Origin of the sequence: Pseudomonas cedrina subsp. cedrina, assembly GCF_001983175.1 — a bacterium.
GTDB classification, from domain to species: domain Bacteria; phylum Pseudomonadota; class Gammaproteobacteria; order Pseudomonadales; family Pseudomonadaceae; genus Aquipseudomonas; species Aquipseudomonas cedrina.
Genome location: NZ_MNPW01000003.1, coordinates 386,955 through 400,408 on the forward strand (window position 1 = coordinate 386,955; position 13,454 = coordinate 400,408).

At 61.8% G+C, this 13,454-nt stretch carries 9 protein-coding genes; 5 read left to right on the top strand and 4 right to left on the bottom strand.

The window, feature by feature from the left end; translation table 11 throughout:
* Nucleotides 1–111: 111 nt before the first annotated feature.
* From BLL36_RS07650 to BLL36_RS07660, 3 genes are all read right to left on the bottom strand, one after another.
* Nucleotides 112–3,783 carry a translocation/assembly module TamB domain-containing protein gene (locus BLL36_RS07650; protein WP_076950853.1) on the bottom strand — a complete coding sequence of 1,224 codons (3,672 nt, stop codon included), beginning with the start codon at nucleotides 3,781–3,783 and terminating at the stop codon, nucleotides 112–114.
* Entirely contained in the window at nucleotides 3,783–5,510 is a 1,728-nt protein-coding gene (locus BLL36_RS07655) for an autotransporter assembly complex protein TamA (RefSeq protein ID WP_076950854.1), read from the bottom strand. The genes BLL36_RS07650 and BLL36_RS07655 overlap by 1 nt, the downstream gene beginning before the upstream one ends.
* Nucleotides 5,511–5,574: 64 nt before the next feature.
* Nucleotides 5,575–6,225, bottom strand: coding sequence for a GNAT family N-acetyltransferase (locus tag BLL36_RS07660; RefSeq protein WP_076950855.1), 651 nt, complete (start codon nucleotides 6,223–6,225; stop codon nucleotides 5,575–5,577).
* Between the two features lie 169 nt (nucleotides 6,226–6,394).
* Here BLL36_RS07660 and xthA point away from each other — a divergent pair, with 169 nt between their 5' ends.
* Both xthA and BLL36_RS07670 read left to right on the top strand, forming a co-directional pair.
* Nucleotides 6,395–7,207 (top strand): exodeoxyribonuclease III, encoded by an 813-nt coding sequence (gene xthA, locus BLL36_RS07665; RefSeq protein WP_076950856.1) that lies wholly within the window; start codon nucleotides 6,395–6,397, stop codon nucleotides 7,205–7,207.
* A gap of 304 nt (nucleotides 7,208–7,511) precedes the next feature.
* Nucleotides 7,512–8,843, top strand: coding sequence for a substrate-binding domain-containing protein (locus BLL36_RS07670; protein WP_076950857.1), 1,332 nt, complete (start codon nucleotides 7,512–7,514; stop codon nucleotides 8,841–8,843).
* 113 nt (nucleotides 8,844–8,956) lie between these two features.
* Here the strand turns inward: BLL36_RS07670 and BLL36_RS07675 are convergent, their stop codons facing one another.
* Nucleotides 8,957–10,186: an acyl-CoA dehydrogenase gene (locus BLL36_RS07675; RefSeq protein WP_076950858.1), complete on the bottom strand. Its 1,230-nt coding sequence runs from the start codon at nucleotides 10,184–10,186 to the stop codon at nucleotides 8,957–8,959.
* Between the two features lie 150 nt (nucleotides 10,187–10,336).
* Here BLL36_RS07675 and BLL36_RS07680 point away from each other — a divergent pair, with 150 nt between their 5' ends.
* From BLL36_RS07680 to BLL36_RS07690, 3 genes are all read left to right on the top strand, one after another.
* Nucleotides 10,337–11,272 (top strand): LysR family transcriptional regulator, encoded by a 936-nt coding sequence (locus BLL36_RS07680; protein ID WP_076950859.1) that lies wholly within the window; start codon nucleotides 10,337–10,339, stop codon nucleotides 11,270–11,272.
* A 223-nt stretch (nucleotides 11,273–11,495) separates the two neighbouring features.
* Nucleotides 11,496–11,888: a MerR family transcriptional regulator gene (locus BLL36_RS07685; protein WP_076950860.1), complete on the top strand. Its 393-nt coding sequence runs from the start codon at nucleotides 11,496–11,498 to the stop codon at nucleotides 11,886–11,888.
* Between the two features lie 16 nt (nucleotides 11,889–11,904).
* Nucleotides 11,905–12,804, top strand: coding sequence for a hydroxymethylglutaryl-CoA lyase (locus tag BLL36_RS07690; protein ID WP_076950861.1), 900 nt, complete (start codon nucleotides 11,905–11,907; stop codon nucleotides 12,802–12,804).
* Nucleotides 12,805–13,454 lie beyond the last annotated feature (650 nt).

Sequence of the window (13,454 nt, forward strand, 5' to 3'; positions counted from 1 at the left end):
TCGGCGGCGACTGTATTAGGGCGGCTTCGCCACCCAGCGCGGGGCAAGCCCGCTCACTACAGAGCAGTTTTGAGGGTCATGTGGAACCCACATTTTTTGACCGAGTAAAATTTAGAAATCGCGCTTGTAGAAGATATCCAGGGAGCTGGCCACGCCGCTCGCCACTTCAAGATACACCCGCTTGCTCAACAGATAACGCAGGGCAATGGTGCTGGCCGGCTCGAACACGCCCATGCCGTAACGCAGGCTGAGTTTCTCCGTGATCTTGCCGCTGGCCACCACGGCGGTCTTATTGCCACTGCCCTCGGTATCGAGGTCGAAATCCTGGATGCCCAGTTTGTTGGCCAGGTCCGACGTGACCCCGGCGCTGCCCATCAACCCCAGGCCCAGCGCGGCCTGGGCCAGCATGTTGTTGTCTTCACCGGTGGTGCTCAGCGGACGCCCCAGCACCAGGTAGGACAGCGCCTGTTCCTGGCTCATGGCCGGTTCAGAGAAGATTTGTGTGGCGGGGTGTTCGGCGCTGCCGCTCAGGCGGATGCCGGCGACCACCTCGTCGGTCTTGCGGATCGCTTCGATGTCCAGGTACGGCTGGTCCAACGGCCCCGCGAACAACAGCCGTGCCCGTCGCACATCGAGTTTCTGGCCGTAGGCGCGGTAGCGGCCGTCGTTCAGCCATAGCTCGCCACGGGTGTCGAGGTTGTCGCCGATATGCACGTGGCCCTGCACCTTGGCGGTAAGGCCGAAGCCCGAGAAGTTGAGCCGGTCTTCGCCCACCACCACGTCGATATCCATGGCCATGGCCATCGCGGGCTTGCCCTCTTCGGTCTGGCTGCCGACGATCACGGTGTCGTCCGAGACCTTGACGGTAGACGGTGGCAGTTCGCGCACCGTGATATCCCCACGCGGGATGTGCACCTTGCCGGCGACGGCCAGCTTGTCGTCCTTCAGGCTGATCGTCAGGTCGGGTGCCACTTCCAGCACCGCGTAAGGCTCGACCGTCACCGGCAGTTGCGCGCCTTGCAACTTGAGGTCTATCGCCAGGGCCTGGCCCCAGTCGATCCGGCCCTTGAGGCTGCCCTGCCCGGCCTTGCCACTGCGCCAGCCGCCGTTGAGCTGCACGCTGTCGCCGGCGATCAGCGCCTGCACGTTCAGGTCTTCCAGGCTGAGGGGCAGTTCCGGGCCGGACACCTCACCGCCCACCAGGGTGACGCTGCCGTTGACCTGAGGCGCGAGCAAGCCACCGGAGAGACGACCGCTGCCATTGAGCTTGCCGCTGAGGGTTTCCACCATCGGCACGAATGGTCGTGCCAACGCGAGGTCAAGGCCAACCAGGCTGAAGTTGCCCGTGATCGGCTTGTCTTTCGGCAAGGGGTTGATCTGCGCCTGCAACAGCAGCTCGCCGAGCTTGCCGCCATGGAAGTTCAACTGCGTGTCGATGCGCTTGGGGTTGAAGGTGGTTTCCAGCTTCAGGGTGTCGTAGGGGAAATCCAGCCACTGGTGCTTGTCCTTGACGCGCAAGGTGCCGCCGCTGGCATCCAACGAGACCAGGCCTTTGGGGCCGCTGTCGGGCAGGTCCAGTTGCAGGTCGGCGTTGAGCTTGCCCTGCCAGGCAAAATCCTTGGGCATGAACGCCGCCAGGCTGTCGATGGGAAACTGCTTGAGGTGGTAGCGCAGCTTCGGCTCGGGCATCAGGCGCTGGTCTTCGCCGCACAGGCTGGCGGGGCCGGACACCCAGCAGTGCGCGGCAAACGTCAGCTTGCCATCGGCCAGGCGTTCGATCTTCGCCGGCGCCTGCAGCTTCCAATCCTGGCCGCCGGCTTGCACGGCGCCACTGGCCAGGCGCCCGCGCCAATTGCCGTGGTCGAGGTTGCCATCCAACGCCAGCGCCAGCTTGACCAAGGGCCCAGCCAAATCCAGCTGGACCTTTTGCTGCTTGATATCGCCCTGGGCGCTGGCCGTCAGGGTGCCGACCTGAGTGTCGCCGGATTGGATACCGCTGCCCTTGAGATCGAGCCTGGCGCGCTGGGCATTATCGAGGCTGGCGTCGAGGGTAAGGTTCTGCAGGCGATTGTCGGCAAACGCCAGTTGCTGGCCCTTGAGCACGAGTTTGCCTTGCGGCGCCTTGAGGCTGCCGGCCACGTCGAGGCGGCCGTTGACTTGCCCGCGCAACTGCGGCCACAGCTGGGCCAGGCGCGCCAATTTGATATCGATCTGCCCGGCCAGGCGTTGCTGCAGGCTGCCGCTGCCATTGATGCGGTTATCGCCGAGGCGAACATCGAGGTTGGCGAGCGTCCACTGCTCGCCCGCGCCTTCCGCCTTGGCCGCCAGCACCGCGGTTTGCCCACGCAGGCGGCCCTTGAGGTCGAGGTCGGCATTGAGCTTGAGTTGCTCATTCTTGAACTCGCCCTTGCTGCGCAACGGTCCGGCCAGGGTGCCGGGCAACTCAGCCACCCAGTACGCCGGGTTCAGTGCCGACAGGTCCAGGGCCGTGTCCCAGGCAATGCCATCGGCGAATTGCAGGTTCAGGTGGCCTTCGGCCTTGCCCTGGCCGGCGCTGAGTTTCAGTTCGGGCAGGAAGAGTTGCTTGAGGTCGCCACTGAACGGTGTGACCACATTGAATTTGCCGGCGGGGCCATCGAGATCGGCCTTGAGATTGCCCAGATAGTTGCCGTCTTTATAGGAAATCTCACCGTTGAACGTACGGAGCGCGACGTGTGGCTCATCGATCAGCGGATAGAGGCGATGCCAGGGGAAGTCTTGCCAATCAACTTTGGCGTCGGCGCTGAAGCCTTGCTGCCAGTCCAACTGCGCCGTGAGTTTCAGGCTTTGCTTGTCACCGGCGTTCAAGTCCAGCCCGGCGATCTGCGCGCCCTTGGCGTCAACCTTGCCCTGTAGCAGCATCTGCACCGGGCCTTTTTCCGCGGGGAGCACGGCGCGCCCGAGCAGTTGGTAACCGCTTGCCAAATCCCCCTTGGCGCTAAGGTCGAGTTGGTTGAGTTGCAGGGTGTCCGGCAAATCGGCGCTGGGCTTGAAGCCGTCCGCGGTGATGTGCAGTTGAGCCGGAAGGTTCTCCGCCAGGGGTTGCAATTCGCCCGTGAGCTTGGCCGGCAAATAGCCCGTACTGTCGGCGTCGAGCTTGAGGGTCTTGAGCAGGTCGCCATCGATCTTGAGCGCGACGTTCCACGCAGCGCCGCCCGGCGCGTAGGGCAGGCTCAGGTGACCGCTGGCGGCCAACGGCCAGTCGCCAGCGGGTTGCAGCAGGCCGGCCAAGTCCAGCACCAGATCCTCGCGTTGCAGGTGCACCGAATCGATGCGCATGCCGGCAGCGGTCCAATGCGCGGCCAATTGCAGGCCCTTGAGTTCTTCAGTGCCGTTGAACAGCAGGCTACCGACGCGGACCTCGCCCAATTGGATGGCCAGCGGCAGGTCCAGGTCGGGTAGCTGGATCGGTCCGCTGCTGTCCTCGGTACCCGGCGGGAATTGCAGGCTGACCTGTTCCACATCCAAGCGGTCGATACACAAGGTCATGCGCAACAGGCACGCCGGCGACCAATCAAACACGGGCGCCGTGAGTTCGACGCGGCTGCCGCCCTGTTGCCACAACAGATGGTCGGCGCTCCACTGGCCGCCCAAATGCCCCTGGAAGTTCTCCACGCTCAAACCCGGTACGCGGCCCAACGCCCAGCGGCTGCCCGCCTGGGTGCCCAGTATCGTCCACAGCGCCAGTAGCAGCACGGCAAGGATGGCCAACACCGTCAGCCCGGCTATTTTCACACCACGCATCACAGCTCAGGCCCCATGGAAAAGTGCAAGCGAATGCCGCCCGGATCTTCGAGGGCATGGGCCAGGTCAAGGCGGATCGGACCGACCGGTGACACCCAGCGAATGCCAACGCCGACGCCGGTCTTGAGGCTGGGCATCTCCAGGGTATTGAACGAGTTGCCCTGGTCGATAAAGGTCGCGATCCGCCATTTTTCGGCAATGGAATATTGATACTCGGCGCTCAGGGCCACCATGTAGCGCCCGCCGATGCGTTCGCCCCGGTTGTTCTTGGGCGACAGCGTCTGGTACTCGTAGCCGCGCACGCTCTGGTCGCCACCGGCAAAGAAACGCAGCGACGGCGGCACCGACTGGTAGCCGTTGGTGGCGCTGCCGCCCACCTGCGCGCGCGCCAGGAAGCGGTGGTTGTCCCACAGGGTGGTCAGGCCTTTGACCATGGCGGTGCCGTAAAGCAGGTTGGTGTCGGAGCCCAGTCCTTCCTTGGCGACCTTGGCATCGAACGCCAGGCGATAGCCATTGTGCGGATCGATGCGGTTGTCGCTGCGCAAATACGAATAGTTGATACCCGGCATCACCAGGTTGCTCAGGCCCGAGTCGTCGCCCAGGCGATATTCTTCGCGCTGGTACTTGAGCGAGATCACCCGGGTCCAGCCGCTGGGCAACTTGCTGTGCCATTCGGGGCCGAGGGTGAGCAATTTACTCAGGGTATCGGTGTCGGCGATTTCTTCATTCTGATAGCCCCCGGCAAAACGCAGTTTGTCGGTCAGCGGCGGGTCCAGCGGAATGTCGTACCACAGGCCGACGTTCTGGCGCGGCGCCGACAGCTCGGCCTCCCAACCGTAACTATGCCCTTGGGGGTTGACCCAATGGCGGGTCCAGTTGGCCCGGCCGCGTGGGCCGACGTCGGTGGAGAACCCAAGACCCAGGCCCATGGTGCGCGGCTTGCGGGTCTCCAGGCGCACGGCCACCGGGATGATGTCGTCGGTCGAAGCCGCGGGCGCGGCGTCCACGCGCACGCCTTCGAAAAAGCCGCTGGCCTGCAGGTTCTGGTTAAGCTCGGCGATCAATTCGGAATCGTAAGGCGTGCCGCTTTTGAACGGCACCATGCGTTGCAGCAGGTCGTCGTCGAACGGCGTATCGCCGGCAAAGCTGACTTTACCCAGCGTGTAGCGCGGGCCACTGTCGTAGATGAGTTCGATATCGGCGACACCGGCCTGCGGGTCTACCGAGAGTGTCTGCCGGGTAAAGCGCCCGCTGAAAAAGCCGTAGCGCGAGGCCTGGTTCTGGATCAGGCGCTTGGCGTCTTCGTAGTGGCCGTGGTTGAGCACCGCGCCGGACTTTAAGTCGTCGCTGACGGGCACGCGAAAGGCCTTGAGGTCGGCGGCCTGGCCATCGACCCGGATGGTCACGTTGCGCAAATGCACCGGTTCGCCGGGGTCGATGGTGAGGACAAGGCGCGGAGTCTTGCCGCCCTTCACCTCACTGTCGATACGGGTTTGATAGAAGCCCAAGGCCTGGGCGGCCTTGCGCGCCTGCTCTTCGGCACCACGGCTGAAGCGCAGCAAGGCCTCTTCATCACGATCGCCGACCCCGCCGATGTAGCCTTCGATGTTGGCTTTCAACGCGTCGTTCGAAGGCTTGATCCGCACGTCCAATTCGCTTTGCGCCAAGGCACCGCAGCTTGTGAACAGCAGAATCAAGCCGCTGGTAAATCTTCCTGGAAACTTCATAGGCGCGGATGCTACACGAGCTGGGGAGAATTTTAGAACTCAGACATTTCTGAAAAATTCTGAGTTAAACCGTAGCCGCCTGTACCGCCTGGGGGTTGGGATGGAAAAACACGTGTTCCAGGATAGGACCTACGGCGACCTCACCAATTTCCTCGTAGCCCTGGCGCTTATAGAAATCCAGGTAGCGTGAATTGCCCGTATCCAGCACCACGCCGGATGAATGCGGGTCTTCGGCGCACCAATTGTGTACCGCCTCCAGTAACTGCTCGCCGTAGTGTTTGCCCTGGAACTGCGGGTGGATGCCCAACAAGGGCAGCACATGCACCGACTCGCTGGGCAGGCAGGCCAGTACCGCGTGATGGTAGTCGAGGTAACGCCGCGTGCCGCGCACGCCGGTGCTCAGCCACATGCGAATTTGCCAGGCCCAGCTCTCGGTGATCCCCAGGCGTCGCTGCGGTGGTGCGATCAGGGCGATGCCGATCAGTCGGTCGTTGACGAACAGGCCAATTGCGGGAAGTTTCTGAAAGAAATGCTGCTTGACCAACTCGCGCACGGTGGCGCGTACCCGTTGCTCGTAGCCCGCACGCTCGGCTTCGAAGATGTAGGCAAAGGTCGGTTCGTGACGATAGGCTTGATACAGCAGGGAGCGGGCCTCGCGGGAATAGCCGCTGTTGAGCAGGCGAATTTCGGCAGTGGCGGTCAGCGTGTCAGACATACAATGAATCTCCCTGGGCACCGCGCGAAAGGCGGCGTGCTCATGGGTACGAACCCAAGCGGCACGAGTCGTTCCCAGACATTAGCAGCGCAACGGCCATACCGCCACGCTGGCCCCCGTCCGACTTGTCCGCTAGCATCGCCCTTTTGCCAGGACGTCACCTGCGACCATGAAAATCGTCTCCTTCAACATTAACGGGCTGCGCGCCCGCCCTCATCAACTGGCGGCGCTGATCGAGAAGCACCAACCGGATGTGATCGGCCTGCAGGAAACCAAGGTGCATGACGACCAGTTCCCGTTGGCCGAAGTACAAGCCCTGGGCTATCACGTGTACTACCACGGCCAGAAAGGTCACTACGGCGTGGCCCTGCTTTCGCGCCTGCCGGCGCTGAGCCTGCACAAAGGCTTTGCCAGCGACGAAGAAGACGCCCAGCGCCGGTTTATCTGGGGCACGTTCGCCGATGAAAACGGCCACCCGGTGACCATCATGAACGGCTATTTCCCCCAGGGGGAAAGCCGCGACCACCCGACCAAGTTCCCGGCCAAGCAGCGCTTCTATGAAGACCTGCAGCAGTTGCTCGAAAGCCAGTTCAGCAATGACCAGGCGCTGGTGGTCATGGGCGACGTGAATATTTCCCCGGAAGATTGCGACATCGGCATCGGTGCCGACAACGCCAAGCGCTGGCTCAAGACCGGCAAGTGCAGCTTCCTGCCGGAAGAACGCGAGTGGATGGCCCGCCTGAAGAACTGGGGCCTGGTGGACAGCTTCCGCCACCTGAACCCGGACGTGGTCGACCGATTCAGTTGGTTCGACTACCGCAGCCGCGGCTTTGAAGATGAGCCCAAGCGCGGACTGCGGATTGACGTGATCCTGGCGTCCAATGGTTTGCTGGGGCGGGTCAAGGATGCAGGGGTGGATTACGAACTGCGCGGCCTGGAGAAGCCGTCGGATCATGCGCCGATCTGGCTTGAACTGAGCTGAACTAAAGGCTGATGAATATCTAATTCCTCAAAGGCTGACAAATCTCTCTGTAGTGAGCGGGCTTTTCCCGCGCTGGGTGGCGAAGCCGCCCCAATAAAGGCATCGCCGAGCTTCAGGTAGAATCCGGTCGCCTGGTTTGGGGCTACTTCGCAGCCCAGCGCGGGACAAGCCCGCTCACTACAAAGATGTGTAGATACCTGTGGCTATCGCAGGCAAGCCACAGTTTGATCCCTGGCGTGCCAGTCATATTTATGCAACCTGCCTGACTTATTCTCGCAGCACTCCCTTTGGCGTGAGGTGCGGCATGAGGCTGCGCGTTCTGTTCCTGCTGTGCCTTTTTCCACTCCTGGCCGTTTCCGCCCCCCTGCCCGTTCCCGACCAAGGCCCTGCATTACGCATCCAGGGCTCCAACACCATTGGCGCGACGCTGGGGCCGGCGTTGGTCAAGGGGATGATGGAGCAGCAAGGCTTGCAGACCGTGCATAGCGAGCCTGGCGACGGTGCCAATGAACAACGCGTGGTCGGCAAGACCCGCCAGGGCAAGACAGTCACCGTCGAAATCGCGGCCCACGGTTCGAGCACCGGGTTCAGCGCACTGAAAAAATCCACTGCCGACCTCGCCGCCTCGTCGCGCCCGATCAAGGACAGCGAACTGGTCGACCTCGAACCGCTGGGCGACCTGAAAAGCCCCGACGCCGAACAGGTAATTGCCATCGACGGCCTGGCCATCATCCTCAACCCGCAAAACCCGCTGAATACGCTGAACACCGAGCAACTGGCGCAGATCTTCAATGGCGATATCAGCACTTGGGAGGCGTTGGGCGGTATCGGGGGGGCCATTCATTTATATGCGCGCGATGACCAGTCCGGCACCTATGACACGTTCAAGGAACTGGTGCTGCGCCCGCGCGGCAAGCCCCTCGACCCTTCGGCCAAACGTTTCGAGTCCAGCGAGCAATTATCGGATGCGGTGAGCCAGGATCCCCAGGGCATTGGTTTTATCGGGCTGCCCTATGTGCGCCAAGCCAAAGCCGTGGCGATCGTGGATGGCGACTCGCAGGCGATGTTGCCGCTGAACAGTCTGATTGCCACCGAAGACTATCCGCTGTCGCGCCGCCTGTTCTTTTACCGGCCGCCGTCGGGGCACAACCCGTGGGCCAAGGCACTGGTGGACTTTGCCCAGAGCAGCAAGGGCCAGGCGATCGTGGCGGCCAACGGGTTTATCGCACAGCAGGTGCAGGCGATGAACGTGGAGCCGCGCCCGTCGATGCCCGAGGACTATCAAGCCATCGCGCGTGAGGCTCAGCGTTTGACGGTGAATTTCCGGTTCGAGGAAGGTAGCGCCAGCCTGGACAACAAAGCGCGCCAGGACCTGCAACGGGTGGTGGCTTATATAAAGCGCCACGGCAAGCTCCAGAAGCAAGTCACGCTGGTGGGGTTTGGTGATATGAAGAACGACCCGCAGCGCGCGGCGTTACTGTCGAAATTGCGCGCAATGGCGGTGCGCCGGGAGCTGGTCAAAAGTGGCGTGGTGCTCAGGGACATTCGCGGTTTTGGCGCGCAGATGCCGGTGGCGGCGAATACGGCGGATGAAGGCAGGATCAAGAATCGGCGGGTGGAGGTTTGGGTGTATTGAGCCTTGGAATTTGTGCTGTGAATGCTGGCCTCATCGCGGGCAAGCCCGGCTCCCACAGTTGACCGAGTTCTCCTGTGGGAGCGGGCTTGCTCGCGAATGCAGGCAACTCGGCATTACCGCCCGCCGCGCATCAGCTCTTTAGGCACATACTTGCCGATCTCGAATTTGCCAATCGCCGCGCGGTGCACTTCGTCCGGCCCATCAGCCAGGCGCAGGGTACGTTGCATGGCGTACATGTAGGCCAGCGGGAAATCATTGGAAACACCGGCGCCGCCGTGGATCTGGATCGCGCGGTCGATCACCTTCAAGGCCACATTCGGTGCGACCACCTTGATCTGGGCAATTTCGCTTTTCGCCACCTTGTTGCCCACGGTGTCCATCATGTACGCCGCCTTCAGGGTCAGCAGGCGTGCCATGTCGATCTCCATGCGTGAGTCGGCGATCTTGTCGATATTGCCGCCCAACCGCGCCAGCGGCTGGCCGAAGGCGCTACGGCTGACCGAGCGTTTGCACATCAATTCCAGGGCGCGTTCGGCCATGCCGACGGAGCGCATGCAGTGGTGGATGCGCCCTGGGCCAAGACGACCCTGGGCGATCTCAAAACCGCGGCCTTCGCCGAGCAATACGTTCTCATAGGGCACGCGCACGTTATCGAACAGCACTTCGGCATGACCGTGGGGCGCATCGTCATAGCCGAACACCGGCAACGGGCGCAGGATTTTTACACCAGGCGTATCCACCGGGACCAGGATCATCGAGTGCTGCTGATGGCGCGGCGCATCCGGGTTGCTCAGGCCCATGAAGATCAGGATCTTGCAGCGCGGGTCGCAGGCGCCGGAGGTCCACCACTTCTTGCCATTGATCACCCATTCGTCACCCTGGCGCTCGGCACGGGCGGCCATGTTGGTGGCGTCGGACGAGGCTACGTCGGGTTCGGTCATGGCGAAGGCCGAGCGGATTTCGCCGCGCAGCAAGGGCTCGAGCCAGCGCTGTTTCTGCTCTTCATTGGCGTAGCGCACCAGCACTTCCATGTTGCCGGTGTCGGGGGCGGAACAGTTGAAGGGCTCCGGGCCGAGCAAGGAGCGGCCCATGATTTCAGCCAATGGCGCGTATTCGAGGTTGGTCAGGCCGGCGCCCAGTTCGGACTCCGGCAGGAACAGGTTCCACAGGCCTTCGGCTTTGGCCTTGGCCTTGAGTTCTTCCATGATCGCGGTGTGCTGCCAGCGATCACCTTCGCTGACTTGGCGTTCGAACACCGGCTCGGCCGGGTAAACGTAAGCGTCCATGAACGCGGTGACGCGTTCACGCAGTTCCTGAACCTTGGGCGAATAGGCGAAATCCATGAGCAGCTCCCTTCTCTGAGAGGTTGTTTAGGTCATGCAATCGATGCTAGAACAGCGTTGATAATTTACCTAGCCTATTCTCGGCGTGTATTAACATTCATCACCGATATATGATCGACGTATGGCCACCTAACAATAAAGAGCGCAACCATGAATCTGAGCAAGGTCGACCTCAACCTGTTTATCGTCTTCGACGCGATCTACACCGAAGCCAACCTGACCCGCGCCGGGCAGATTGTCGGTATCACCCAGCCGGCGGTGTCCAACGCTCTGGCGCGGCTGCGGGAAACCTTCAACGACCCGCTGTTCGTGCGTACCGCCCAAGGCATGGTGCCCACGCCGATGGCCCAGAACATCATCGGCCCGGTGCGCAATGCGTTGTCGTTGCTGCGCGTTTCGGTGCAGGAAAGTCGCATCTTCAACCCGCAGCAGGCCGCCAAGACCTACCGCATCAGCATGACCGACCTCACCGAGGCGGTGATCCTGCCGCCGCTGTTCCAGCGCCTGCGCCGCCTGGCACCCACCGTGGTCATCGAAAGTTTCCTGTCCAAACGCCGCGAGACCACCAAGGAACTGGCCGCCGGGCGCCTGGACTTTGCCGTGGACGCGCCGCTCAACACCGACCCGCAGGTGCGCCACGTCAAGCTGATGGAAGACCGCTACGTGTGCGCGATGCGCAAGGGCCACCCGATGGCGGGCAAAGACAAACTGACGCTGGATGATTACTTGTCGCTGACCCATATCCATATCTCCAGCCGGCGCAACGGCTTGGGCCACGTCGACCTGGCGCTGGGCAAGATGGGCATCCAGCGCAAGATCGCCCTGCGTTCCCAGCATTACTTGATGGCCTCCCAGGTGTTGCAGCAGACCGACATGGTCATGACCGTGCCCGAGCGCTTCGCCCGCCGTCATGAATTGCACTGGTTCAACTTGCCGGTCAACGATGTGCCCGCAGTGGAAACCCACCTGTACTGGCACGAAAGCACCGACCAGGACCCGGCGAACCGCTGGATGCGCGAGCAGATGATCGAGTTGTGCCAGCAGGTGACGGCCCACGAGAAAAAGCTGGATGGCAAACAAACCTGACCTGCCCCTGCGCAAAAGGCTGTCTGTAGTGAGCGGGCTTGCCCCGCGCCGGGTGGCGAAGCCGCCCCAATAAGGACAACGCCGAATTGCAGATAAAACTCGGTCGCCTGGTTTGGGGCGGCTTCGCCACCCGGCGCGGGGCAAGCCCGCTCACTACTGTGGCTCTTGACGTTAACGTAAAGCAGCCACTAGCCTAGCGCCAAGCCATCCCTAGAGCGCCCCCATGAGCACGACCTACAGCATCTCCGACCTCGCCCGCGAGCTCGACATCACCACCCGCGCCATTCGTTTCTACGAAGAACAGGGCCTGCTGGCGCCGGAGCGCCGGGGCCAGGAGCGCATCTACTCGGCGCGCGACAAGGTCAGCCTCAAGCTGATCCTGCGCGGCAAGCGCATCGGTTTTTCGCTGGCCGAGTGCCGCGAGTTGATCGAGCTCTACGACCCCAGCAGCGGCAACCATGTCCAACTCAACAGCATGCTGGCCAAGATCGCCGAGCGCCGCGAGCAGTTGGAACAGCAACTGTTGGACATCGAACAAATGAAGCTGGAACTGGATACCGCCGAAGAGCGCTGCACCCAGGCCCTGGCCACTACCATGAGCCAGGCCGGCCATTGATCAGAAGGTAACTGCCATGTCCCTCCCCTCACACGTACGCCTGGTGGAAGTCGGCCCGCGCGACGGCCTGCAGAACGAAGCCCAACCCATCAGCGTGGCGGACAAGGTCCGACTGGTGGACGCTCTCAGCGCGGCGGGCCTGGGCTATATCGAAGTCGGCAGTTTCGTATCGCCCAAATGGGTGCCGCAGATGGCCGGTTCCGCCGAAGTCTTTGCGCAGATCCAGCGCAAGCCTGGCGTGACTTACGGCGCGCTGGCGCCGAACCTGCGCGGTTTTGAAGACGCGCTGGCGGCCGGGGTGAAGGAAGTGGCGGTGTTCGCGGCAGCGTCCGAGGCGTTTTCCCAGCGCAATATCAATTGCTCGATCAGCGAAAGCCTGGCGCGTTTCGCGCCGATCATGGCCGCGGCCAGGCAGCACGGGGTCAGCGTGCGGGGCTATGTGTCGTGCGTGCTGGGTTGCCCGTATGAGGGCGAGATCGCACCGGAGCAAGTGGCGGCGGTCGCACGGGAGCTGTATGCCATGGGCTGCTATGAGGTGTCCCTTGGCGACACGATTGGCACCGGCACGGCGGGGGCCACGCGGCGGCTGTTCGAGGTGGTCGGCGCGCAAGTGCCACGGGACAAGCTGGCCGGGCACTTTCATGACACCTATGGCCAGGCCATCGCGAATATCTACGCCAGCCTGCTGGAAGGCATCAGCGTGTTCGACAGCTCTATCGCGGGCCTCGGCGGTTGCCCCTACGCCAAGGGCGCCAGCGGTAACGTCGCCACCGAAGACGTGGTGTACCTGCTCGAGGGCCTGGGCATCGAGACCGGTATCGACCTGCAAGCATTGATCGGTGCGGGCCAGCAGATCAGCAAAGTGCTGGATCGACCGACCGGGTCGCGTGTGGCCAAGGCACGTAACGCCAGTTGAGTAGCCTAGCCGTGACAAAGTGTTACCGCCCGCCTACACATCGAGTAACACGGGAACAGGTTTTGGGTTATTGGATTGGGGTCAATCTTCGGTAAAAATTTAACTTATTGATTTTAAAGACATTTTAAAAGTTGGCACGGCTCCTGCTATCTCTATGGCATAACAAGAATAAAAAGCACCAAGCCTAATAAAAATAAGACGAAACGACTCTGACATAACAAAAACAACACGGCAGAGACGCAGCTAACAGATTTTTTTGGAGAAGATGTGCTTCGCAGGGTACGGCATGCCGAAACCCGCAACCGGATAGAGAAAAATAAAACTACCTCAGGTAGCTACCCACTGGTTGGATCGTTAACGAAGAAGCAAGTCAGCGCTCAAAAAAATACGTTTGCTCTTGACCCCGGATGGGGGTCGCCAAAACAGCGGTAAAGGGTAACGGTTGCCAAAAACAACAATAGACCGCCCCTCAATAATAAAAAAAGAGCACGCAACGACAAATTAAAGGGGACCCTCGGGTCCCCTTTGTGCTTTCCGGGTTTGCACCCATGCTGAAATCACCGCTGATCAAAAATGTGGGAGCGGCGGTTCGACGCTTCGACTTGCTCGCGGTGGTTCAGTTAATACATTTGGCGACTGATACACCGCAT

Bases quoted from the DNA above. Each gene is read 5' to 3' on its own strand.
- BLL36_RS07675 (WP_076950858.1), bottom strand. From the start codon at position 10,186: ATGGATTTCGCCTATTCGCCCAAGGTTCAGGAACTGCGTGAACGCGTC.
- BLL36_RS07655 (WP_076950854.1), bottom strand. From the start codon at position 5,510: ATGAAGTTTCCAGGAAGATTTACCAGCGGCTTGATTCTGCTGTTCACA.
- BLL36_RS07650 (WP_076950853.1), bottom strand. From the start codon at position 3,783: ATGCGTGGTGTGAAAATAGCCGGGCTGACGGTGTTGGCCATCCTTGCC.
- BLL36_RS07690 (WP_076950861.1), top strand. From the start codon at position 11,905: ATGTCCCTCCCCTCACACGTACGCCTGGTGGAAGTCGGCCCGCGCGAC.
- BLL36_RS07685 (WP_076950860.1), top strand. From the start codon at position 11,496: ATGAGCACGACCTACAGCATCTCCGACCTCGCCCGCGAGCTCGACATC.
- BLL36_RS07670 (WP_076950857.1), top strand. From the start codon at position 7,512: ATGAGGCTGCGCGTTCTGTTCCTGCTGTGCCTTTTTCCACTCCTGGCC.
- xthA (WP_076950856.1), top strand. From the start codon at position 6,395: ATGAAAATCGTCTCCTTCAACATTAACGGGCTGCGCGCCCGCCCTCAT.
- BLL36_RS07680 (WP_076950859.1), top strand. From the start codon at position 10,337: ATGAATCTGAGCAAGGTCGACCTCAACCTGTTTATCGTCTTCGACGCG.
- BLL36_RS07660 (WP_076950855.1), bottom strand. From the start codon at position 6,225: ATGTCTGACACGCTGACCGCCACTGCCGAAATTCGCCTGCTCAACAGC.